This is a genomic window from Lactiplantibacillus daoliensis (assembly GCF_005405005.1).
Taxonomy (GTDB): domain Bacteria; phylum Bacillota; class Bacilli; order Lactobacillales; family Lactobacillaceae; genus Lactiplantibacillus; species Lactiplantibacillus daoliensis.
In genome coordinates, this window is sequence record NZ_BJDH01000002.1 from 217987 (window position 1) to 241821 (window position 23835).

23 protein-coding genes are annotated in these 23835 nt (G+C 44.5%); 8 read left to right on the forward strand and 15 right to left on the reverse strand.

Going from position 1 to position 23835, the window contains the following annotated elements; genetic code table 11:
* Positions 1-13: 13 nt before the first annotated feature.
* On the reverse strand, positions 14-1072 hold the full coding sequence (locus tag FFM64_RS03380; protein ID WP_137606591.1) for an aspartate-semialdehyde dehydrogenase: 1059 nt from the start codon (positions 1070-1072) through the stop codon (positions 14-16).
* 190 nt (positions 1073-1262) lie between these two features.
* On the opposite strand from FFM64_RS03380, the gene FFM64_RS03385 reads away from it, so the two are divergent.
* Positions 1263-2216 (forward strand): linear amide C-N hydrolase, encoded by a 954-nt coding sequence (locus FFM64_RS03385; protein ID WP_137606782.1) that lies wholly within the window; start codon positions 1263-1265, stop codon positions 2214-2216.
* A gap of 81 nt (positions 2217-2297) precedes the next feature.
* On the opposite strand, the gene FFM64_RS03390 is transcribed toward FFM64_RS03385, so the two are convergent.
* The 5 genes from FFM64_RS03390 to FFM64_RS03410 form a co-directional block, all read right to left on the reverse strand.
* Positions 2298-2519, reverse strand: a complete 222-nt coding sequence (locus FFM64_RS03390) for a CREC-EF hand family protein (protein WP_137606592.1) — start codon at positions 2517-2519, stop codon at positions 2298-2300.
* Complete coding sequence (locus tag FFM64_RS03395; RefSeq protein WP_137606593.1) at positions 2516-3148, reverse strand: TMEM175 family protein; 633 nt, start codon at positions 3146-3148, stop codon at positions 2516-2518. The genes FFM64_RS03390 and FFM64_RS03395 overlap by 4 nt, the downstream gene beginning before the upstream one ends.
* Positions 3149-3301: 153 nt before the next feature.
* A complete protein-coding gene (locus tag FFM64_RS03400; protein ID WP_137606594.1) occupies positions 3302-5479 on the reverse strand; it encodes a SpaA isopeptide-forming pilin-related protein in 2178 nt (725 codons plus the stop codon).
* A gap of 251 nt (positions 5480-5730) precedes the next feature.
* Positions 5731-6297, reverse strand: a complete 567-nt coding sequence (locus FFM64_RS03405; protein WP_137606595.1) for a hypothetical protein — start codon at positions 6295-6297, stop codon at positions 5731-5733.
* A 50-nt stretch (positions 6298-6347) separates the two neighbouring features.
* On the reverse strand, positions 6348-6788 hold the full coding sequence (locus tag FFM64_RS03410; protein ID WP_137606596.1) for a GNAT family N-acetyltransferase: 441 nt from the start codon (positions 6786-6788) through the stop codon (positions 6348-6350).
* Between the two features lie 220 nt (positions 6789-7008).
* Here FFM64_RS03410 and FFM64_RS03415 point away from each other — a divergent pair, with 220 nt between their 5' ends.
* The 3 genes from FFM64_RS03415 (at position 7009) to FFM64_RS03425 (ending at position 11714) form a co-directional block, all read left to right on the forward strand.
* The gene (locus FFM64_RS03415; RefSeq protein ID WP_137606597.1) at positions 7009-9171 is read left to right on the forward strand and encodes an LTA synthase family protein; all 2163 of its coding nucleotides are present in this window, start codon (positions 7009-7011) and stop codon (positions 9169-9171) included.
* Positions 9172-9275: 104 nt separating this feature from the next.
* Positions 9276-11069, forward strand: coding sequence for a glycerophosphoryl diester phosphodiesterase membrane domain-containing protein (locus FFM64_RS03420; RefSeq protein ID WP_137606598.1), 1794 nt, complete (start codon positions 9276-9278; stop codon positions 11067-11069).
* A gap of 132 nt (positions 11070-11201) precedes the next feature.
* The gene (locus FFM64_RS03425) at positions 11202-11714 is read left to right on the forward strand and encodes a hypothetical protein (RefSeq protein WP_137606599.1); all 513 of its coding nucleotides are present in this window, start codon (positions 11202-11204) and stop codon (positions 11712-11714) included.
* Positions 11715-11826: 112 nt separating this feature from the next.
* On the opposite strand, the gene FFM64_RS03430 is transcribed toward FFM64_RS03425, so the two are convergent.
* Positions 11827-12828, reverse strand: coding sequence for an NAD(P)/FAD-dependent oxidoreductase (locus FFM64_RS03430; protein WP_137606600.1), 1002 nt, complete (start codon positions 12826-12828; stop codon positions 11827-11829).
* Between the two features lie 131 nt (positions 12829-12959).
* On the opposite strand from FFM64_RS03430, the gene FFM64_RS03435 reads away from it, so the two are divergent.
* Positions 12960-13721 (forward strand): alpha/beta hydrolase, encoded by a 762-nt coding sequence (locus FFM64_RS03435; protein ID WP_137606601.1) that lies wholly within the window; start codon positions 12960-12962, stop codon positions 13719-13721.
* Here the strand turns inward: FFM64_RS03435 and FFM64_RS03440 are convergent.
* The 4 genes from FFM64_RS03440 to FFM64_RS03455 all read right to left on the reverse strand — a co-directional run bounded on the left by FFM64_RS03440 (position 13718) and on the right by FFM64_RS03455 (position 16878).
* On the reverse strand, positions 13718-14395 hold the full coding sequence (locus FFM64_RS03440; protein WP_137606602.1) for an ATP-binding cassette domain-containing protein: 678 nt from the start codon (positions 14393-14395) through the stop codon (positions 13718-13720). The genes FFM64_RS03435 and FFM64_RS03440 overlap by 4 nt on opposite strands.
* The gene (locus FFM64_RS03445) at positions 14396-15148 is read right to left on the reverse strand and encodes a hypothetical protein (protein ID WP_137606603.1); all 753 of its coding nucleotides are present in this window, start codon (positions 15146-15148) and stop codon (positions 14396-14398) included.
* A gap of 269 nt (positions 15149-15417) precedes the next feature.
* On the reverse strand, positions 15418-16302 hold the full coding sequence (locus tag FFM64_RS03450) for a polyphosphate kinase 2 family protein (protein WP_137606604.1): 885 nt from the start codon (positions 16300-16302) through the stop codon (positions 15418-15420).
* Positions 16303-16320: 18 nt separating this feature from the next.
* Entirely contained in the window at positions 16321-16878 is a 558-nt protein-coding gene (locus tag FFM64_RS03455; RefSeq protein WP_137606605.1) for a nitroreductase family protein, read from the reverse strand.
* A gap of 199 nt (positions 16879-17077) precedes the next feature.
* Here FFM64_RS03455 and FFM64_RS03460 point away from each other — a divergent pair, with 199 nt between their 5' ends.
* Positions 17078-18037, forward strand: a complete 960-nt coding sequence (locus FFM64_RS03460; RefSeq protein ID WP_137606606.1) for a nucleoside hydrolase — start codon at positions 17078-17080, stop codon at positions 18035-18037.
* Between the two features lie 537 nt (positions 18038-18574).
* On the opposite strand, the gene FFM64_RS03465 is transcribed toward FFM64_RS03460, so the two are convergent.
* Entirely contained in the window at positions 18575-19039 is a 465-nt protein-coding gene (locus FFM64_RS03465; protein ID WP_137606607.1) for a hypothetical protein, read from the reverse strand.
* A 103-nt stretch (positions 19040-19142) separates the two neighbouring features.
* Between FFM64_RS03465 and FFM64_RS03470 the strand changes: the two genes are divergently transcribed.
* Positions 19143-19568 (forward strand): MarR family winged helix-turn-helix transcriptional regulator, encoded by a 426-nt coding sequence (locus tag FFM64_RS03470; protein ID WP_137606608.1) that lies wholly within the window; start codon positions 19143-19145, stop codon positions 19566-19568.
* Between the two features lie 90 nt (positions 19569-19658).
* Here the strand turns inward: FFM64_RS03470 and FFM64_RS03475 are convergent, their stop codons facing one another.
* Complete coding sequence (locus FFM64_RS03475; RefSeq protein ID WP_137606609.1) at positions 19659-20429, reverse strand: HAD family hydrolase; 771 nt, start codon at positions 20427-20429, stop codon at positions 19659-19661.
* A gap of 15 nt (positions 20430-20444) precedes the next feature.
* The gene (locus FFM64_RS03480) at positions 20445-21383 is read right to left on the reverse strand and encodes a LacI family DNA-binding transcriptional regulator (protein ID WP_137606610.1); all 939 of its coding nucleotides are present in this window, start codon (positions 21381-21383) and stop codon (positions 20445-20447) included.
* 193 nt (positions 21384-21576) lie between these two features.
* On the opposite strand from FFM64_RS03480, the gene FFM64_RS03485 reads away from it, so the two are divergent.
* Complete coding sequence (locus FFM64_RS03485; protein WP_137606611.1) at positions 21577-22440, forward strand: MurR/RpiR family transcriptional regulator; 864 nt, start codon at positions 21577-21579, stop codon at positions 22438-22440.
* A 407-nt stretch (positions 22441-22847) separates the two neighbouring features.
* Here the strand turns inward: FFM64_RS03485 and FFM64_RS03490 are convergent, their stop codons facing one another.
* The gene (locus FFM64_RS03490) at positions 22848-23825 is read right to left on the reverse strand and encodes a Gfo/Idh/MocA family protein (protein WP_137606612.1); all 978 of its coding nucleotides are present in this window, start codon (positions 23823-23825) and stop codon (positions 22848-22850) included.
* Positions 23826-23835 lie beyond the last annotated feature (10 nt).

Below are 23835 nucleotides of genomic sequence, written 5' to 3' on the forward strand. Positions count from 1 at the left end.
TAATTCAATCATTTTAAAGATGTAACAACCCTAATTTGTCCAAGTGTTCTGCAATCTGAACAGAATTCCAAGCAGCACCCTTTAACATATTGTCAGAAACATCCCACATTTGGAAAGCTTGGGAGGTTTCTTGGTCTGGACGAATCCGACCAACAAAGGTGTCACGCGACCCTTCAGCGTTATGAGCTTGCGGGTAAACTTGATTGTCTGGGTCGTCTTGTAAGACGACACCAGGTGCGACAGCCAAAGCATCTTGAATGCCCTTGACTGTTGCTTTTGGATCTTCAACTTCAAAGTAAACAGATTCGGAGTGACTGACTGGCACTGGAATCCGCACACAAGTTGCCGTTACTTTGATGTCCTTACTATCCATATCGCCGCCACACATGATCTTTTTAGTTTCATGGATCATTTTCCATTCTTCATGGGTGTAGCCGTCTTCTTCAAATACGTCAATTTGTGGTAAAGCATTGAAAGCAATTGGATAATGCTTCTTGTCACCAGAAACAGGCAAGATATGAGCTTCCATTTCTTTACCGTCCAAGTAAGCTTGCGTTTCATCACGCAATTCCTTCAAAGCCCGATTACCCGCACCACTAACTGCTTGATACGTTGAAACGATGACGCGCTTCAATCCAAAGGCTTTGCGAATTGGTTCCAAGGCAACGACCATTTGAATCGTTGAACAGTTTGGATTAGCAATAATCCCATGATGTTGATACAAGGCGTCCTCATTAACTTCTGGGACAACCAAAGGTACCTTAGGATCCATCCGGAAGGCACTAGTGTTATCAACAACCACGGCACCACGTTTAACAGCTTCAGGGGCGAATTTCTTCGAAACGGAACCACCGGCAGAGAACAAGGCCAAATCAATTCCTTCGAATGATTCTGGGACAGTTTCTTCAACGGTCAAATCTTTGCCATTAAATTTAAGCTGTTTCCCTGCTGAACGACTTGATGCTAATAGTTTTACTGAGTTAACTGGTAAACTAGTTTGTTCCACCATTTTGATCATCCGTGCACCAACTGCACCGGTTGCACCGACGATCGCGACGTTATATCCACTCACAATGAAGACCTCGCTTTGATAGTTATTGAAACATTATTATAGCACAATTTTAATAATTAAAAAATAATGAGATTGTATTTGACCAATTTCGTGCGATAAACTATTCTACAGTCTTCAAGCGGCTAACAGCTATGGCAATGACTCAAAAGTGTATACTGAAGTTATTAACCATTATGAAAGGAGCCTGATGATGTGCACCAGTCTAACTTATACCAATACTGCTGACCAACATTTCTTTGCACGAACAATGGACTTTCCGACGACTACCCCATGGCGACCAATTTTTCTGCCACGTCATCATCGCTGGACAACTGGGCTCAACGCAACCCGCACCACCAATCAGGCAATTCTCGGTGGTGGCCGCTTACCCATCGGAATTGCTGATTTCTTAATGGCCGACGGTATAAATGAAAACGGTATCAGTTGTGCTGAACTCTACTTGCCACACGCGGTTAAGTATGAACCTACCGCACAGTCTGGAAAAATCAACTTAACCCCACAAGACTTTATCAACTGGGTTCTCGGTGAGCACACTAGCCTGGATGCAGTTGTTAGCGAGCTATCACAGGTTTGTCTCGTGCACCAAACTTGGCACGGTGAGTCTTACGTCTATCCGTTTCACTGGATTTTGAGCGACACAACTGGGCGTAGCCTCATCATTGAACCAACCGGTGGACCACTGAGTGCGCAACCCAATCCCAGTGGTGTGCTCACTAACACACCGGTCCTAGCCAAACATCTCGAAAATTTAAATCACTACCTTGGTGTCCCGGAAACCGTCTTTACTCCCGCCACCCAGCAAGCTGCACAACACTGGATTCAAACCGATCAACCCTTACCAACCGGCAGTATTCCAACCAACCGTTTTAACCAGATGGCGATTCGACGCCTGGGAACGCCCAGGCTGACTGCCGCGACAACTGTCCCCACGTTATTTGACTGGCTAAATGACGTCCGGATTTCCTATGATCCGGCCAAGCGGCACCAGCTCAGTCACAATTACACTCATTACCGCAGTATCATTGATTTAGATCAACGACAGTATTATTTTCGACCGCGAACCACCGAGCAATTACAAACCATTCAACTCACCGATCATATGTGTCAGCAATGGCAAACGCCCGAGGTATTCCCTGCGGATTAACCGTTGACACAAAAATGGCAGCCCACAGGCTGTCATTTTTGTTTTATCAGACCATCACAAACAACTTGTGTGACCACGGCTTTAATGACGTCGTTTTAGAAAATGGTCAAACTGTTCATTAACAACTTTGATCACCTTGGGATCATGTAAATCGCCGTCAGCCGGCCGGGTATCGCCAGTAACTTCACTAACGACTTGTAAATAACCAAAGAGAACTTGGCTGGGATCTAAATGATACTGTGTCGCTAAGTGCACTGCAAAGTCATAGCGATCCGGTCCTAATAATGCTGAATAATCTGTCATGCGTCGACTGCTCCTTTCGATTGTTCGAGTTGCTTACTCATCCGTAAGTAGGCGAAGAAATGAAAAATAATTCCCGCTGCCAATAAAAGAGCTCCCAGCCAAACCGACCAGAACGTCATTACAATTGCCAGCCCATAAATGATCACACTGCGAACTGGGTCAAATTTGATTGCGGCATAAAAATCGTTGGAGACCGCTGCATTTTTCAAATCTTGATGATGGTGCAAATACGCATACATCAGATAAAACGTCGCCGAAATGAACAGTGCAACCAAATCGTAGATAATAAACGCGGTCTGCATATCGGCTCGATTACTACTAGTCAGTGCATCCGCCACCAACGACATCGGATAATCCAAAAGCGTAATACTAAATAACATGAGTAAATTTAGCATATTAACATTGCGATCGATCCGTTTCAACATACTAAAGTAGTCATGATGAAACAACCACAAGGTCCCTACATAAAAATACGAAAATGCATAGGATAAAAATAATGGCCACTGTGCCAATAAGGCTGGCAACAACTTCCCCGTATGGTAATCCGGAATATGAAATTCCAAGACCAAAATCGTAATTAAAATAGCAAAAATACCATCGCTGAATGCTTGAAAGCGATCTGTTTTCATTCACTTTGCCTCCCACAATTTCATTAGAATAACATAATTTTAGTCTAAATACTGTTCTCAAAGTTTACAAGCGGTTACACCACCGCAGACTTGAAGTACATAAAAAAGCGGCGTAACTTCGATTGAAGTTACGTCGTCTTTTTAGCACTCACTTTAGTAACGATTCCGGCGCCAGTCCCAACTACCAAGTGCAAAAACAATCATCATGATTGTCACTCCGGCAACGGAGATTAAGGTCTCATCATCCGATTTTTCATTGGTTTGTGGTAACCCTTTACCTGGCTTACCAGTACTTCCAATCGGTTGACCATCAATCGTGCCACCCGGATATTGATCCGTAATTGGCGCAACTGGTTTTGGCGTCGCGGTGGAATTACCACCGGTTTGTGGCAATGATGAACTGTTATCAGAATCCTCTGCACCAGGTAATCCTGGTTCATTTGGTTCCTCAGGTCCTGGATTTTCAGGTTCAGGCTCCGGCTCACTAGGCGTCACTGGTGGTTCAGGATTTTCAGGCTCACCAGGCGTCTCAGGTTCGCCGGGCTCCTCAGTCAACGGTGTATCCTTAGCCGTCACAGTCAAAAGTTCCGTTTCACCAATTTTAACCGTAAAGGTGATTGGTGTCGCATTTAACTCATAGCCTGACGGTGCCTTGGTTTCAACGAGCCGATAGTCACCGGCGGCTAAATCCGACACGGTCAGTTGACCGGCTTCATCCGTCGTCAAATCGGTTTTCAAAACTTTACCATTGGCATCCTGTAACTCATAAACCGCTCCCGCGAGCACTTGACCAGTCTCGTCATCGGTTTTCGTTAACTGAACGCGTCCCTTAGTGACAACCGGTGTCTTATCATCGGTTGCGGTTACACTAAGTGGTGCGGTCTGATCAGCGACAATGGTGACCTTAATTGGTGTCGTGCTCAACTCGTAGCCAGCTGGGGCTTTCGTTTCAACCAGCGTATAATCGCCAACAACTAAATCATTGACAGTCAATTCGCCAGCAGCATCAGTCGTTAAATCTGATTGAATCACCTTGCCGTTAGCATCGCGTAGCTCATACACTGCCCCTGCTAACTTTTCAGTCGAGCCGGCCGCTAATTTCGTCAGGGTGAAACCACCAGTCTTTGGTGGAATCACAGTTGGCTCATCAGTTTGCGTCAAATTGGTTGTCGGTGTGCCCGACCCATTCTCAACATCAAAGGCAATCGGTGTTTTATTGATGTCATAGCCTTCAGGGGCTTTGGTTTCAATCAAAACATACTTACCTTCAGCAAGTTGATCGACAAACAACCTACCTTCTGCATTCGTGGTCAAGCCGGTTTGAATGACTTCACCATTGCTATCTTGCAACTGATATTCAGCTCCTGCTAAAGCAGCACCAGTTTTGGCATCAGTCTTTTGTAATAAAAACGCCCCCAAAGCTCCTGGGTCACCTTCATTACCACTACCGCCATTACCAGTCCCATTGCCGCCCCAGGTGACGTGACCACCGACCATGACACCGTTCATGGTCGCGTCATTCATCCAAGAACCACCGTTGGCACTGACATTTGATAACTTGACGTTGTACGTCATGTTAACCGCAGTATGCACGCCTTCAAAAACAAAGGTGAGCTGTTTACCATTCACTGTCACTTCCGGTTGAATCGGTTGACCAGCAGAAATAAATTCGCCTTTGTCATTGTACATCCCAGTATCCGCATGAACGGTTCCGGAAACATACATCTGATTAGGGCCAATCGTATCTGTGATTGTAACGGTTCCGAGATCATTGCCGCTTGGATTAAAGGCAATGTTCCAAGTTAATTGGGTCGGTAAGCCATTCTCGTCTTTTTCACTGACCCAACCAATCTTATTCAGCGCCCAATCTTGTCCGTGGGTGCCGTTATCCGCGGTCCCTTTTGCATATAAGTTCAAGGTACCTTGTCGATCTTGTGTCCCAATTAATTGTTCGGTAAAGGTAATCGTCCCAGTACTTTCACCAGCTTTAATTGTGAAAGTCCCGATCGTTGCGCCGTTGTCATCCTTCAAATCAAAGCTCAAATCAGACGTGGCTACCGTATTACCAGGTAAGGTCACTGGTGCAGTATCACCTGCTTGAATCTTTTGACCATTGGGAATCGACCAATCGTAACTGACTTTGTAGTTTTGCCATTTACTTAAATCAGTTGGATCCGTCACGACCGTCCCATAACGATCTGTCACGGTCGCTTCACTACCAGTCAGTCCAGTCGTATTGATTGTTGCCGCTCGGGCTGACTGACCAAATGAAAAAATGACCAGTAGTAACGTCAGCAATCCCAGACAGACTGAAATTAACTTCGTGCGCATATTATTTCTCCCCCATTCTCTCAATTATTGCCATAACCTACGTTTTAAACATGGTCCTCACTCCTTACTAGGAAGTTACACTCAGAGTATTGAGTCCCTAACGAAATGGTTAGCTAAACTCATTTGTACAATACTGCAATCATGCGGCTAAGATGTACTTATAAGCTTTATTTGGAAAACTGACAAACTAAAAAATCACCGACCAATTGGCCAGTGATTTTAATCATTTTCATTCAATTTATGGTGTTTAGCTACATAACTCTTTCAGAACCAATCGTTTGGCAGAATTGTTCATAAGGCGTCCCTTTTGACCAGCGACCGAATTGTGCCTCGCTGATCTTCTCCCAATCAAAATCAGCGCCCACTTTAGCCAAACCAAGTGGGTCAGTATACGTCAACTTTTGCGACTGTAACCAATCAACCAAAACTGGCACCACGTTTGGCGCCGAAACCAACAATTCATAGTGATTGCTAGTCGTCGTCAATTGAAGTGTTACCGTGTACTGCGCCCTCATTGGCACGACTGGCCCCGGAATGCGGACCATGGCATGATACATTGCCAATTCAACTTGTGTTAGGTCACCCGACGTCAACGTTTTAAAAGCCTTGCCCTTTTCATCGCAAAAAGTCAATTGATCATGGTCAATTTTGAGTAGCCCATGTTCGAATGGGGTGTACGTAATAATCTTTGCGAACAATCCCTTGGGTTTGTGCTTTTCAGGATACTGTTCACCATTAATCTGAACCGCCATATAAGTGGGTTTATCCGCGATATTCCCCGCAATATCTACCATTGTCACTGTTGTTGGTACTCCCATGAAAAGAATCCCTTTCTGTTTCCCCGTTTCTCCCTATATTAATCGTACCACTATTCAGCCAGTTGGCGTGTCATTTCTTGATGTTCTAAACCAGCCTCCATAAAACGGTCACCAACGGGGTGGAAGCCAAGTTGTCGATAAAAGCCCTGTGCCGTCACTTGCGCGCCCAAAACCAATTCAGTAAACTGTTGTTTCTGCCCCTCTTGGATCATTCGACGAACAATTGCCTGCGCATAACCGTGACCACGGGCGGACTTCAACGTCGCGACGCGTTGAATATGCCCTTTTCGTCCAGATTCCGGCGTCATTCGCGCCGTGGAAACTGGTTGGCCGGCATCATCGTATAACACGTAATGCCAAGTGGCGTCCGTCACCGTATCCAATTCTATTGCCGGATCAATTTGCTGTTCTGTAATAAAAACTGCTTTTCGAATCATGATCGCATCCGCATAAACTTGCGATGTGGTTTGATTACTCATTTTAATTTCCAATCAGATGCACCACCTTATTAATAATGTTGAGAATACCTGTTCTGTCAATCAGCGTCAACTGTGGTGCGTGTGAATCGGGCTACGTTAACTTATTAAGCTGGCTTAAATTAACCCATTCTTAAAAATGTTAACGATTTCCGTTCAGTTGGTTATGTTAAAATGACTTGATGACTGTTTTTCGAGTCATATCCAAATTTGACACAAATGAGGTCTTATAAACATGCTTACCAAACTCCGCCAGCGCCTCAACACGCGGATTGGGTTCTTTTGGCTATTAATTTTCTTGTTTTGGGCCAAGACCCTCTTTGCCTATTTTGCCGAATTCTCCTTGGGAGTTTCCGATATTCTGCAAGTGTTGTTGCTGCTCGTCAATCCGTTAGCAACCTCGGTGTTTCTGTTTAGTCTAGCCATGTATATTCGCAAAACTGGTTTTTATTATTACATTCTATTACTCATCGACGCTTTAAATACAGTGTTGTTGTACGCAAATGTCATTTATTACCGCGAATTTACCGACTTTATGACCGTCAGCACCATGACCGGCGTCTCTAAAGTAAATCAAGGCTTAACAGGATCATCGTTTGCGTTAACTAACTGGTATGACTGGCTCTACTGGATCGATATTATTGTTTTACTGGGCTTATTTATTTTCCACGTCATTAAACATGATGATCGCCCACTTGCCAAACAGACTGCCTTCGCCTATACATCGGTTGCCATTGCCAGTTTTGGGCTTAACCTAACCTTGGCAGAATCCAACCGACCACAGCTCTTGACGCGAACTTTTGACCGCAATTACATCGTGAAATATCTCGGGCTGGATGCCTTTACCGTTTACGATGGGATTAAGGATGAACAAACCAACCATCAACGGGCGAGTGCCAAAAAGTCCGAATTGGATACCGTCCAAGACTTTACGAGTGCCCATTATGCGGCGCCAAACGCGCAGATGTATGGCATGGCTAAGGGAAAAAATGTCATTGTGATTCACTTGGAAAGTTTCCAACAGTTCTTAATTGATCGTAAAATCAATGGTCAAGAAGTCACGCCATTTTTGAATTCGCTCTACCATAGTAATTCAACTTATGCGTTCAAGAACTTCTTCCATCAAGTTGGTCAAGGCAAGACTAGTGATGCCGAAAACATGTTGGAAACCAGTACTTATGGCTTATCAACGGGGTCACTCTTCTCCCAATTAGGCTCTGATAATACGTTCCAAGCGGCACCAGCAATTTTAAATCAACGTGCCAAATATTCCTCGGCCGTTTTCCATGGGAATGTCGCGAGCTTCTGGAATCGAAATAACACCTATAAAAATATGGGTTATCAATATTTCTTTGATGCAAGTTACTTCGATACCACAGGTGATAAATCTACTGGTTATGGTTTGAAAGATAAGCTACTCTTCAAGAATTCCGTCTCATACTTGGAACGCTTGCAACAACCGTTCTATGTAAAGTACATTACGGTAACGAATCACTTCCCATTCTCGATGGACAAGGAAGATACGGATTTCAAGACCACCGATACGAGTGACAATGCCATTAACGGTTATTTCCAAACGGCGCATTACTTGGATCAGTCAATCAAAGAATTCTACGATTACTTGCAAAAAGCAGGCGTGTTGAAAAATTCGATGATTATCCTTTATGGTGATCATTACGGCCTATCTAACAGTGAAAATACGACGTTAGCGCCAATCTTAGGCAAATCAGCGAAAGACTGGACGGCTTACGATAATGCCCAATTACAACGGGTACCGTTCATGATTAACATGCCTGGCACGACCGGTGGAAAGATTGAATCCACTTATGGTGGTGAAATCGATGTGCTTCCAACAATTTTGCATTTGCTGGGAATTTCTAGCAAACGCTATATCCAATTTGGGACCGACTTATTCTCCAAGAACCATGACCAAGTCGTTGCCTTCCGCAACCGTGACTTTGTGACACCAAAGTACACGGTGCTCAGTGGGAAAATTTACGACAACGCCACTGGCGAAAAACTGGATGCCACCGAAGCGGAAGAAAAAGCGATTGACGCCGATCAGAAGAAAGTTAATCAGGAACTTAGTTTATCGGATTCCTTAAATTCAAAAAATCTATTGCGTTTCTACACGCCGAAAGATTTCAAGAAAGTTGATGCCTCCGATTACAACTATGCGAATGGCTTACAGAAGGAAATCAAGATTCAAGATGCTTTGAAACAAGCTTCAACGAGCCTCTACTCAAAGAATGGCAATAAAACAACAGCGGACCTCTATTCAACGGATGCCCCTGAAGATTCCCATTCCAAGACCGATTCGACCCGAATCAAGATTACCAATCCTGATGATAATGATAGCAACACCACCACTAGCAGCAGTAGTTTCAGCTCAAAATAAGTTCTTCCAAAGTTATCGCCACGCGAATTGTGGTGATAACTTTTTTTATTAAATGGTAAAATAAAACACATAAATAATCAGCGTTACTCAGAGGAGGCTTCACCATGGGGGCATGGCGTTTTTGGGCACACGGTAGCCGACGATTCTTCAAAAATTGGGGCAGTTACGTGGCCTTGATCTTTGGGACAAATTTAGTTATCAGCTATTTAGCAGTGCCTATTTTTACTTGGTTACTCGAACAACTCTTAAAGTGGCAAGGCGTCAGTTACGTTTCTTATACCAATGTTGGTAGTATTTTGGGTCAAACGCCGTTGGCAGCTTTAGGCATGCTAATTTTATTACTAGCCATCATTATTTTGGTTTATTGGCAGTTTGCCTTTTTATTGCTTGGCATTATTAATATCATTAAAGGCCGACCGCAAACCGTCCGTGCCGTTTTGCGTGATACAGTGACCAGCTTGAATCACACTTCCATCGGGACATTTATTTTTTTCATTGGCTACTTCATGGTCATCTTGCCCTTTGGGAGTTATATTTTCACGACCCCACTGTTGAATAAGGCCCAGATCCCGGCCTTTATTGTCAGTTTCTTATTGGAGAATCCTTGGATGGCCATTGGCTTAGCCCTGTTCTATCTTGGTGCAGGCTATGTTGGGATTCGCTTAATCACCCTGCTGCCACTCATGATTATCGACCAGCTGCCTTGGCGCCGGGCATTAAAAACAAGTTGGCAACAGAGTGCGCATCGGACCTGGCGCGTGCTCTGGCATATCTTAGTCATTCTATTGATGGTCACTGGTAGCGTTGCAATCGGCTATGCGCTTATTTACCTATTGCAATTGTGGCTTGATACGACCAGCTTTGCGATGGCTGGCGCGACTGTTAACCTCTTCATCATGGAGATTTTTACCGAAATTGTCATTTGCTACACCGCGGCCATCTTCATGATGTTGATTATTGCCTGTTACCGCCAAGATTTGACCTTACCAAGTCGACCAGCATTGGCCTTCAATGAACCCGCTAAGTTGCTGCACTGGACACGTGGAACGGTCACAACTGGAATGGTCGTGGTCAGTGGTTTATTGGTCGCCTTTAATCTGATTTATTTAAACGGACTCGCCATCACGAAACCCATCATGATCTCGCATCGAGGCGTTGATGAGGGAAATGGTGTCCAAAATACGATTCCGGCACTGATCAAAACCAGTCGTGAAAAACCGGACTACATTGAAATGGACGTGCAAGTCACTAAGGACCATCAATTTGTCGTCATGCATGATAATAATTTAAAAAATCTGGCCGGCATCAAAAAGAAGCCGTATCAACTCACTTTGAAACAGCTACAACACCTGACCGTTCACGAAAACGGTTATCAAGCCAAGATTCCAAGCTTCGACGACTATTTACATGCTGCGCAACAACAGCACCAAAAATTGTTAGTTGAGATCAAAACGACTAAAGGCTATACCCGTACCGATACGGCGCGTTTCATCAAGCTTTACGGTCCGACGCTATTGGCCGATCATGACCAGGTACACACCTTGAGCTACAAAGTCATGACGGATTTGAAACGCCTAGATAAAGCGCAATTTGTGAGCTACATTTTACCGTATAATTTAACCTTCCCGCATACGACTGCGAATGCCTATACGATGGAGGCCACCACGTTGAATGATCACTTTGTTGACAAAGCTGATCGATTGCATAAACAAGTTTACGCATGGGACATTGATGATACAGATCTCATGGATCAGATGATGTTCATGGGCGTCAATGGGATTATCACGGACAATCTGCATGAAATGCAGACCGAAGCTAAAAATAATACCGATCATCCAAGTTATGCCAAATTGTTATTAACCTTTATGAACGAATTAAGCTTAACGAGTAGCGATTAAAACAGTATTTTATAAAAAATGACCATCATTGCTTGTATTTATCCAAACAATTGGTGGTCATTTTTTATTGTTGACACCCTGGAAAGTGTTGGGTATGCTAAAGGTAAATTACAACCTTGAGGAGCGATTAATATGCCAAAATGGGAAGACCTGCTGATCATGTCCTGCAACGACTGTCTCGCCTTACCTGATATTCAAAACAGACGGGAACATCAAATCATTCTTAATTTTGCCCTCGTCACTTGGCTCAATGTTCTCGCACTACTCTTCAGTTACTGGCAAGATTCTCGGCTACGGCTACCACAACTTATTAGCCCAATGACTATTTTGCTCATCGTTAGCCTACTGATTCTTAGTTGGCTAACACACCATTTCTTTCAGCGATACTATCCGACCCCAATTATTCAAGTCCATGACGCTGTCGAAGCAACCTATTGGCGGCGACGAGTCTTGCTGCGCAGCGGATACGATGGCATCAGTTACATGTTGATTTTCTTAATCGTCTGGTTAATTCAATACTATAAACTGCCCCATTTCACAGCCATTCCATGGACTGGCCTGATATTTGCACTGATTGGGGTTGGAATCAGCATCACCATCAAATACAATCGACTAATCACGCGCTTGAATTTTCCTAACAAGTGACTTTGCCGTTTTCAACCTTAGAAAATGAGACAAAATGTGACTCACCGTTTCAAACAATGGTGAGTCACATTTTTTTGTAAACCTATCTTTAATTGTTCATTTAACACTTTTGCTAATGTGCTTTTTTTTCAAATAACGTTGTGCTATGCAATGGACTCCGCCGTTCTGGATACAGCTGCATCATTAGCTGATTAACTGCATTGGGTGCCTCGCCAAATCCACCGGCAATCAACCCTAACTTGCCAGGATACGTCACCGTATCACCGATCGCCGCAATCCCAGGAATATCGGTATTCATCTGCGTATCCACCGTGATCAACCGATGCGACATGGTTGGCGTGACTTGCCACTGTTGAATCACTTTGTTATCCGCAATAAAGCCATAATTGACCAACAAGCTATCAACGGCCAACTGTGCTTCATCGGTACCACGCACTTCTTTCATCGTCAAAGCCAATTGCCCGTCCGCTTGCTGGGCCATCGCCTTAATCAAAAACGGCGTCTTGATAATAACGCTAGAAGCCTTCAACAAATCAACACTATGTTCCATCCCCCGGAACTGTTCTCGACGATGCATAATATAAACTTGCTTGGCAACTGGTTCCAACATTAGCGCCATATCGATTGCGGAATCACCACCACCGGCAACCAGCACAACCTGATCTTTAAATTGTGCCAAACTCGGAATATGATAAAACAATTGTTGACCCTCGAATTGGTCAGCATTCTCAACCGCTAATTTACGTGGCTGAAAAGCGCCACTCCCCGTCGCCACAATGATAGCTTTAGACGTCGACTTCACACCGTCACTAGTTGTCAGGGTAAAGTTTCCCATCTCACCGGTAACATCCGTGACGGCACGGTTTAGCTGCACGTCAATGGGAAACTGTGTCATTTGTTTGGCCAATTGCGTGACTAAATCCCGAGCGCGAATCTCGGGATAACCGGCAATGTCATGAATCATTTTTTCAGGATATAGCGCCTGAACTTGCCCGCCTAATTCTGGCAAGCTCTCTAACAGTTGAACTTTGGCATTCCGCATGCCAGCATAAAAGGCCGCGAACATCCCAACGGGGCCACCGCCGACAATCGTTAAATCGTATTCTGAAGTCATTCGTCAACCAACTTTCTCAATTAAGCTTTTGCTATCACTAATTTTAGTGGATAACTTTGCGATTTGCAAAAACATTTCTGCCATTTTCATCTATAATGATCAAAAGTCATTCAAACTTGGGAGTTGGTCGTATGCAACGTCGAAATATCATCCGCTTAATGGCGGCTATTAGCACCACTGTGGTTATCGGTAGTGCCGCTTACTGGCAATATCGTATGCAACCATTGACAACCGTTAAAGTTCATGAAACCACCGTACCAACAATTTTCATCGGTGGCGATTATGCTAAAGCCTTCTCGACCAATGGCTTTGTGCATCGTTTAAGCGAAACCAACTTGATGACGAAAGCCCTAGTGGTTCACGTCGGTAAACGAGGGCAAGTTAACATCCAACAAGTCGCGCCCCTGCGGTATAACCCAACCATCCAAGTCATCTATGCCGACAATCATCACCCTACTTTACAGGCTCACCAGCTCGTCAAAGTCATGTCAATTTTAAAACAGCGTTACCACGTCACACGCTATGATGCTGTTGGGCATTCGTCCGGCGGCAATATCATTTTCGATTATCTCACGCAGACCCCGCAAGCTCAGCAACCAAAGATTCATAAGTTTGTCACACTCGGGTCAAACTACCCAGACGCAACGGCGGCCATCAAAAAGTTGCCACCCAAACTCCCCGTGCTAAATATTGCCGGCCAGTTGTGGGACACAAGTGGTGACGGCACCGTGACACTCAAGTCAGTGCTGGCATTTAGTCAGCAATTGCGACATGATGCCTTTCAGCCCCAAACACACGTCATTCATGGTGGCTTGCTCACGGCAACTCATTCCATGCTACACATTAACCCACTCGTTGATCGCGAAATCGTCAGCTTCTTATACGGCCGCTAAATCGCTTGAAAAGCCCGCATGAACGGCGAATCCGGCGACGCTGCTTCGAACGCTGTGCGATCCACACTTGCTTTGATCTGATGGTCAGCTAACCACAAAACTTGATAGGTCGGAAATGCGGCCAAGTCACGAACATCATGCGTAATCATTAAATAAGTCCGCTCTGGATGTGACCGCATCACCGCAAACAAGATAGCGGCATGCTCACGTTCAATCATGGCAGTCGGCTCATCTAAAACCACTAACTCGCGATCCACTTGCAAGAATAACAATAATTGCACTAGTTTACGCTGACCACCAGATAGCTCACGATAATGTTTAGACCAAAGTGGCGTTAGAAAGGCTAAGGTTGGACCATCGACAACTGTTGCCAACGTTTCTAAGGTCAGGTGGCGTTGGCCAGTTTCAATTCCAAGGATGAGCATCGCGACGTCACTCACCCGAATAGACGTCAGCATCGGCAACTGCTGATTGAGATACAGACTCGTCAACGACGGTGTTAGTGCTCCCTTAAATGGACGTAGGCCTAGCAAAATATCTGCCAGGGCTGTTTTTCCAGCGCCGTTCTGACCAATCAAAAAGTTGACTTGATGTTCCGGTAGGTCAAATGATAGATCCGTAAAAAACGGTTGCTTGGCGCGCGGAAAAGTATAATTGAGATGTCTAATTTTCATTTATAAGCCCTCCGCTGGTAATAGTTGCAACCGTCGATAACTGAACCACCCAATCGCGCTTAGACCGACTAGCGCGACCAGATACCCCGGTAAAAAGGTCTCCCACGCGCCAGTCACAAGCACATCAAAACAATTCAAGACTAAATACACTGGACTGAGCACATTGGCGAACACATTCGTCGTCGCAACATTCAACCAGTTGCCGACTGCCACTGAACCTAGCATCACAGCCAAAGTCACGACATTAATGACGCCGTTGACGGTTTGATAACGCATTCGAAAGCTTAAGATCGGTAAACAATAACCCCAGATTGGCACGCTCACGAGTAATAGCACAATCAACAGACGCCACAATACCGTCCAAAACGCTAACTGAAACAAAACCACACTCAATCCCGCCACTAATCCTAAAATGACAACTAAAATCCCCAGATTGACAAGCGCTTTGCTCACAATGAAAACACTTGGGTTAACAACCAATGAAGCGTATTGTTTTAAATAGCCCTGCTCCCGCAACAAAACCACTTCTCCCACCTGAACAACCGTATTCGACATGATAATCCAAGCCACAAATGGCATGACGTGTCCGGTGAACTGCGTTAAGCTTAGTGATTTAAATAGGTCATCTTTTAGATTTAACACTAAAAAGAAAAGCGGTAACCCAACCGTATAGATCATGACACTAATATTGTCTAACATGACTTTGAAAAAATAACGTGTATATAGCTCAACTTGAACCCAGTATTTTTGCATCACATTTGCCTTCCAAAATTAATCAAGTTATCATTTTGCAATCTTTTTTTAATAATAATAGTTTTCAAGACGTGCTGCAACGGGTTTTGAATGGTGATTATCAATCTATTTCAGCGCCAACTAACGCACAGGTATGGTCACTTTTCAAATGAACTGATGGTGAGCGATTACCTTGACAATAAAAATAGTGTTCTAATGACGATCCGCTAGGATCATCATTAGAACACTATTGTATTAAAACTGTAAAAACTACTTTGAAACAATACCAGTTAGTCAGTTTCCCGATCTAATTGATCTAAAGCCGTTTTTAATTGGGCCTGATTAGCCGCATCCAGTGATGGATAAGCTAATGGTAACTCGCTCAAGCGATGGTTAATAATTTCAGAAACACATAGACGTGAATACCATTTACTATCAGACGGAATAACATACCAAGGTGTCGTCTTCGTGGCGGTGTGGGTGATGGCATCATCATAGACGCGTTGATAGTCGTCCCAATACTTGCGTTCCCGAATGTCAGCCGCGGAAAACTTCCAATTGTGGTTCGGTAATTCGATTCGGCGAATAAAGCGTTGCTTCTGTTCCGCTTTCGACATGTGCAAGAAGAATTTCAAAACTAAATAACCATTATTTTGTAAATAGTCTTCAAAATATCGCATATCCTTAAAGCGTCGGTTAAAGAAGGCATCATTCACTTGATCGGCTGTCTCAATATGACCCACGTGTTCATTGACAATAATATCTGGATGAACCCGGCTGACTAACACATCTTCATAATAAGAACGGTTAAAAATACCAATCATGCCACGTTTCGGCACTTGATCGTGAATTCGCCACAAATAATCATGCGCAAGCTCCTTGCTTGTAGGTTGTTTGAATGACGTGACTTCACAGCCTTGTGGATTTACCCCACTCATAATATGCGCAATCATACTATCTTTTCCAGCCGCGTCCATCGCTTGAAAAACAATCAAGACGCCATAACGGTCCTGAGCATACAATTTTCCTTGCAGCTCAGTTAATTGTTTAATATTTTTGGCAATCTGGGCTTTAATCACTTTCTCGTCATTATATTTTTCATCTGGTCCCGTTACCAATTCGGTTAATCCTAATTTTTGTTTACCGGTATAGCGATACTGTTTTTCAAAATTCACACTCAACACGTCCCTCTCTTAACGAAAATCAACCAATGCTTTGATTGCCTTATGCTTAGCCATTTTGCCTGCAGTTGCGGCTTTTCCAATTGAAACTAGCAGTAACGGCTCATAGCGTTCGGCATCCAGATCCAAAATTCGACTGAACGCAGCATGGTCAAATCCCGTCATCGGATTCGTCTCATAACCATGATCCTTGGCAGCCAGCATAAACTGCATGGCAACCATGCCACAATCCAACGCCGCAATCGCCAAATGGGCTTTATCTGCAGTTTGTTTAGCGGGCATGAATGGTTTAGGTTCAGCCAAATTTTCACGATCGTTGACAAATAATACGACCGCACTTGCCGTTGTCAACTGACTCGTATTTCCAGTAGCTGTCGCTAAATGCTGGCGCACGATTTGCGACTCAATGACCAAGGCTCGAATTGGTTGTAGGTTCAGCGCGCTCGGTGCCAAAAAAGCGGCCTTCAACAAAGCCTGCATTTCCGCATGCTTAATCGTCGTTACACCATCATAAGCTCGCACTGAATGACGCGCGTTCATCACATCATTAATTGGTTGATTAGTTGTCATCCGTTTCACTTCCTCATTTTCAAGTATAAGTCAGCGGTTACATTTTGACCAGTCTCGATTAGCACCGAACAATTCTCAATTATAAATCGGTGTAATTCGTTATTCAGCGTTGTCACTCCCGCTTGAAACGTTTACAATTAACTTAACCATTCAAGGCGATTTAGACCAGCGCGCCTGAAAATTAGGGAGGAATTTGCACATGGCAAAACGTAAAATGATTTTAGATTTGGATACGGGGATCGACGATGCAATGGCCATCGCTTATGCAGTTGGCGCACCCGATGTAGATTTGATTGGGATTATGAGTTCATACGGCAACGTTGTCGTTGAACAAGCGGCCCATAATAGTTTACAAATTCTAGCACTATTAGGTGCTACCGATGTGCCCGTCTTTGTCGGCGAACCACATTCAAGTACCACTGAACACTTTGATGTCATGGCAATTTCTCAACAGATTCACGGCAAAAATGGGATTGGCGAAGTCGACTTACCAGCACCAAAACGCCAACCAGAAGCCCAATCGGCCGTTGACTTCTTAATCGACGCGGCTCATCAATACGGGGCAGATCTCACCTTAGTTCCAACTGGTCCACTGACTAATTTAGCGGCTGCTTTGAAGAAAGCACCCGAAATCGCCAACGAAATTGGTAATGTCACCATCATGGGGGGTGCCTTAACGGTTCCCGGAAATGTCAGCCATTATGCCGAAGCCAATATCAATCAAGATGCCGAAGCCGCCAACGCCGTTTTCACTAGCGCCCTCAACTTAACCATGGTCGGCTTGGATGTTACCTTGCGGACGCTCTTAACGAAACACGAGACTGGTCAATGGCGTGATTTGAAGACAACCGCCGGTGAAAAATTCGCCGACATCGTAGATTACTACATTGCGGCCTATGACGTCACTAGTCCTGACCTACATGGTTGTGCCTTACATGACCCATTAGCAGTCGGGGTTGCCCTTGATCCAAGCTTCGTAACCACGCTTGGGCTAAATATGTACGTGCAAGATAGTGGTGAAGATTACGGCCGAACGATTGGTGATCCTGCCCGATTAGCTGATCCTGAAACCAATGTCACCGTTGCGCTGACTGTTGACAAGGATCGTTACCTCAAGACCTTCATGAGTTACCTGACCACCTTATTCAAACAAAACTAACAGCTACTTTCAAAGGACAAAAAACATGAGCTAATCACCTAATCAGGGATTAGCTCATGTTTTTGTTTTTTTACTTAAAGGCTGAAAGTTAAAAATCGCCGGTCTACGCCACCATGTCAATAATCAGACGGTGAAAACTAGTCGATTACTGCCGCTTCCGGTTGTTGCTGATAGCATGCGGACGAGGGACCGGTTCAAGCCTGAGAAACGTCTTGAGCCTCGCCCGGAAACTTTGCCAAAACCACAAATCTCCCGGACCGTCCGTGGTGTAAGGCCGGCAAAAAGGCGCCGGTCAAACACCACCTGCACGTCCGACGCCATCAGCAACAACCTCCAGCTAATCAGTGGTTTTGAGAAGATAAAATCAGTTATTTATGCTTAGCGGAGTCAGTCAGAATCGGTGTGCAGTGTCGGCTTGGAATTGAGGCGACAGACCGCACTTCAGCTGACGCCGTCCTCCACAGCACACCAATTTTGACTGACAAAGCGTTCATTATACGATTGATTTCAAAACAACGATATTTTCAATAATCTTTGTCATTTCAAACGCGGCATGGCATGAAACAATAAATGCCTGACAAGGGGCATAATCAAGATGTCACGGACAAAGTAAGCCATTGTGAAGGTGCCAAAAAAGCTTAAGATGAACTGACTGACCGTCAAATGAAAGAACGTGCCATTGATCAAAAGTGCCCGAGTACTCATTGTAAAACTCATCATCAGCAACATGATCCAACCACGAATGGCACCGGACTTGAACCCAATCGCTTTGGTATCCGTCATCCCCTTTGTCCACCACTTAACCAACCAATTAGTCAGAGTGGCCACCACCAAAAAATTAAAGACGAACGCAAATGCAATGGTTGGTGCGAGCGCCAGCAAAAAAACTCGCCACATTGCGCCATTAATCCCCATACTTTTAGCCATTCCTAGCCAACTCATACTGGTAGCCATACCAATTGACATTAATAATGTAAAACCTAACCGCTGTTTAAAATTCATGTTAATTTCTCCTCATAGTTGATAAAGCAACTATTATAGTTTAGTCGCATATAGTTTATTTGTCAACTATATGCTATACTAAATCAAAAAGGAGGCCGTTGCTTTGGATATTGTCAGACTTGGAAAATATATTGGTGCGCTCCACCGACGCTTTCAGACGGCCATGAATCATGAACTGGCTTTACCTGAAATTAACGCCAGCAACGCTAACTTTCTGTTATTTATCAGTGAACAGGACCAGGTCACTGCCAAACAGATTACGACCGAGCTTGCCATTAATAAAGGGCTCGTCAGTCGCGAGCTAACGCGCTTAGAAACTGGTGGTTACATCACCAGAACACCCGACGACAAGGATCACCGAACAACTTGGGTCAGTATCACGCCGCAGGGACTAGTGGCGTGCAAGACCATTCGAAACATCAAACAATCACTCTGGGACCAGATTCTCGGGGACACAACCAACGCGGACTTAGAAACGATTTTCACTCATTTGGCAGACTGGAGTGAACAAGCTAAGCAGTTCAAATAAGCCTAATCAACCGAATCACTTCACCCTAAAAACACCAAGCAACTAACTTTTATGTTAATTACTTGGTGTTTTATAGTTTGTACACTAGCCTTAAATCCAGCCAATTGCTTTCAACCCATTGGCAATGCCATCATGATTACAATTAGTAGTAACACGATCAGCGTGGGTCTTCACTTCATCCGATGCGTTCCCCATCGCAATCCCAATGCCGGCACTTGCTAACATTTCACGGTCATTTCGACCATCGCCAAAAGCGACCACATCTGCCGGTGCTACCTTCAGTGCTTTAGCCAATTTAGCAATTCCTTGGGCTTTAGAGCCAACCTTCGGAATCACATCGACCCCACGTTCATGGAAGCGCACAAAGGAAAACTCATCTGGATGTGGTAGCAACTTGTCTTGCGATGCATCATAAAACATCATCGCTTGATAGACGTCGTGCGTTAAATGGTATTTAGGATCATAGTCCATGTCTGGTGCCTGAAATGTATCCAAAACGGCCTGGGTTTGCACCGAAGGATGACTATGTGTATGTAACCCTTCAATGGATTCCACCACAATGTCAATGTTAACCTGGTCGGCCGCATCAATTAACTTAATCATATTTTCACGTGACAATGTATGTTGATGCACTTGTTCATGATTAGCAAAAGCCGCGGAACCATTACATAAGACAAAGTCTCGCAAATCTAACTCTTGAATGACCTCTTTCGCCATCGCGTAATTACGACCTGTGGCAATCGCCACGTTAATATCTTGTTGCTTTAATTTTTCAATACTTGTAATTGTACTTGGTAATAATTTTTTATTGGTATCCAATAATGTATCATCAATATCAAAAACCGCTAATTTCGCACCCATAACCTATTCCTCCGCTTACCGTTTGATAAATTCTGATTTGATCAACTCATGCGTAGTTGATTGGCCCGTCGCCAATCGAAACGCCGCCTGTCCTAAAGCTTCTAAGTGATGATCAATGGTTGAAAATTTTAATAACCGACTGGATAACAGATTTTCCTGTCCAATCACCGGGATTGGTGCCAGTCCGTGGTCCAAATAATATTGTTGAACCCCCGCCGCAATGTCATCACCATTAGCGAAAATTGCGTCTTCAGCCAGTTGCAACTGAGAAAAATAACCACCTGCGCGGTAACCATCTTCATACTTGACTGCCCCAGTGAAGAGATCCCGGTCATCTAAATGACCAAAGACTTGCTCATAAGCTTGGCGCGTCATCCGCGTACTAGCGCTAATAACATTATTACGACTCAACACCACACCCATTTTTCGATAACCATGCTGTTTGGCCCAAGTTAAAGCGCTGACAAATGATGCCAACCGATCCGTATAAGCGGCGGCTAGTGGCCGTCCCTCACCCGGATCCTCGCAACAGACGATTTGGCCATACTTACGATAACGTTCCAACGTCTCCAATTGACTGCTCCGAGACGTAAAAATCAAGCCATCATAAGCTTTACTGCGCAGTTGATCCAAATACTGACGCTCAATCGTCATATCGTAATTCGTCGGTAATAAGGTAATCTTGTAACCGGCTTCAAATGCCGCCGTCACAATACCATCAATGACACGTGCAAAATAAGGATGGTTCGCATATGGCAGCACGACCCCGATAGTTTTCGTTTGCCCCTTACTCAAATCACGTGCGACTCGATTGGGCACATAATCCAAATCGTGCATAATTTTTTCAACTTTCGCCCGCTTGTCATCCGCCACATATTTCTGATGATTAATCACTCGTGACACGGTTGAAACCGAATAACCGGATAAACGTGCAATATCATGAATATTTGTCATTGACTTTCAACCCCTATCCCTCTTATTCTACCGTTAGCCAGACCCAGTTGCACGAAAAATTAGGCCCTTGCAATTCACAGAAGTCGAATGGCTCAAGTACAACTACCATAATTTATGAAACCGGTCCCAGGTCAACCCCTTTTAACTTGCACATGACACGTAATTCCGTAAAATAGCCTAAAGAGGTGTTCACATGCTAATTTTAGATGCTTTAAACCAACAGACGGATTTCACCACCACGGAAAAACGAATCGCTGACTATATTTTTGCAAACTTGCCAACCTTATCCAATCTATATATCAAAAACCTAGCGGCCGCAACTTACACGTCACATTCCGCAATTATTAGACTTGCACAGAAACTGGGTTATCAAGGCTTTCGTGACTTTCAGCGCGCTTTGACAATTGCCGCAACTGCGCAAGCGCAAGCCTTAACTGCTGTCGACGCCAACTTTCCATTCCAAGCAGATGACACTGCCACGACCATTGCTAAAAAGTTAGCTGGCTTGAGTGTTAACGCCATTCAAACCACCTATACCCAGATCGACGAACAACAACTGACGGCCGCGGCCAAGTTGTTGGCTAAAACCGAACGACTCTTTTTATTTGCGCAGGGTGATTCACAACTACGGGCACGAAGCTTCCAGAACCGGCTTGTCAAAATTAATAAGTTTGCCATGATTGCTGAAGAATATGGCGACGCGGCCTGGCAAGCAGCTAATTTGTCACCTAGCGATTGTGCCGTCTTCATTTCGTATGCTGGGACGACCAACACCCACCGGCAGTTTGCGACTTATTTCCAGCAACAACACATCCCGAGCATTCTCATCAGTGGTAATGCGCAATCCCCGCTGATACCATTAACAACGCAGCAATTGATTGCGGTTTTACCAGAAACGACCTTCGCTAAGGTCGGCACCTTCGCGTCACAGGTGGCTTTCGAATATCTCTTGGATACACTGTTTTCTTTATTATACGTGCAAGATTATCGGCACAACTTGCTAAAACTGCAACAAAATCAAGGCCTAATGCAAGACGGTCCTTTACAGACCAAATAAAAAATTCTGTGATGATTGATCACAGAATTTTTTGTTAGCACTAAAGATCAATAGCCAAAGATTGCCAGCTAATAATTCCTAGCCTGATCCACCCCGTCAATAATCAGCGAATGGAAAATTGGACGTTACTGCCGCTTCCAGTTGTTATATTTTGGATAGATTCGTTACTTACGTATAGCGGAGTCAGTTAAAATCGGTGTGCAGTGTCGGCAAGAAACTAATCGGCGTTTTTGGCTGACTAATCTTGCCGGGCAATTCAAAGACGTGTTTTATCGGCTTGGAATTGAGGTGCCAGACCGTGCTTTGGCTGGCGCCGTCCCCCACAGCACACCGATTTTGACTGACGGAGCGCTAAACTTGGTCATGGACGTGATGACTACTGGCAACTGAGGATCCAAATCTAAAAATTAACCTAATTCAATTCCTGCATCCGCTAGCGCCGCATCAACCACAGCCATAACTGTTTTAGAATGTTGCAACTGTTGCTTCACAAACGTCATATCATGCGTGGTGATCACTTGCTCAAATTTTGCAAACTCCGCGAACATCCGGTGAGGGTGTCGATTCAGCGCAACCTTTTCGGCAGTCCCACCATTCATGGTCTCAGTAAAGCTTTCGACCGTATTTGTCGGGCCCGCTACCACTATCGACCCTTCATTACCCTGTAAAGTCGATTTAATGGGCGCGTCACAATCTTTGGCGCCAATGCAAACAACCTTGGTTTCAGGATAATCTAATGTCAAGACGCCGGAAGTATCAATATTCTGATCAACATTGGCGGCATAATGCACGGCCGTTGGAGCACCTAATAGGCCGACAACAAAGTGAATATTATAAATGTTCAAATCCATCAAGGCGCCACCACCCAGTTTTGGATTAAATGCTGGCAAGATAATCCCTTGCTTGAACCGATCATAGCGCGATGAATATTGTGAGTAATTACAATCCACAATCTTCAAATCGCCTAACTTCGCCAGGTCCGACTGAATCCGTTGATAATTTGGCAGATATTGATTGGTAATGGCTTCAATCAACACCAAGTCTTTTTTGAGGGCTAATGCTGCAAGTTCAGCAAATTGGGCTGAATTCAACGTGAAGGGCTTTTCACAGATAACATTTTTTCCAGCCACCAGCGCCTGTTTGCTAAAATTATAATGTAATGAATTGGGTAAGGCGACGTAAACCGTGTCGACTTGTGGATCGGCCAGCAAGGCGGCGTAATCCGTGTAAACCTGGTCGATATCATAATTTGTTTGTAAATCGTTCGCGCGTTCAACACTGTGAGGCGTGCTCAAAATCGCTGTGAGCTTAATTGCCGGTAAATCCCCTACCATCGTCAAAAAGTCTTGCACAATTTTACCGGTACCTAAAATTCCTAACTGCATCGAATCCCTC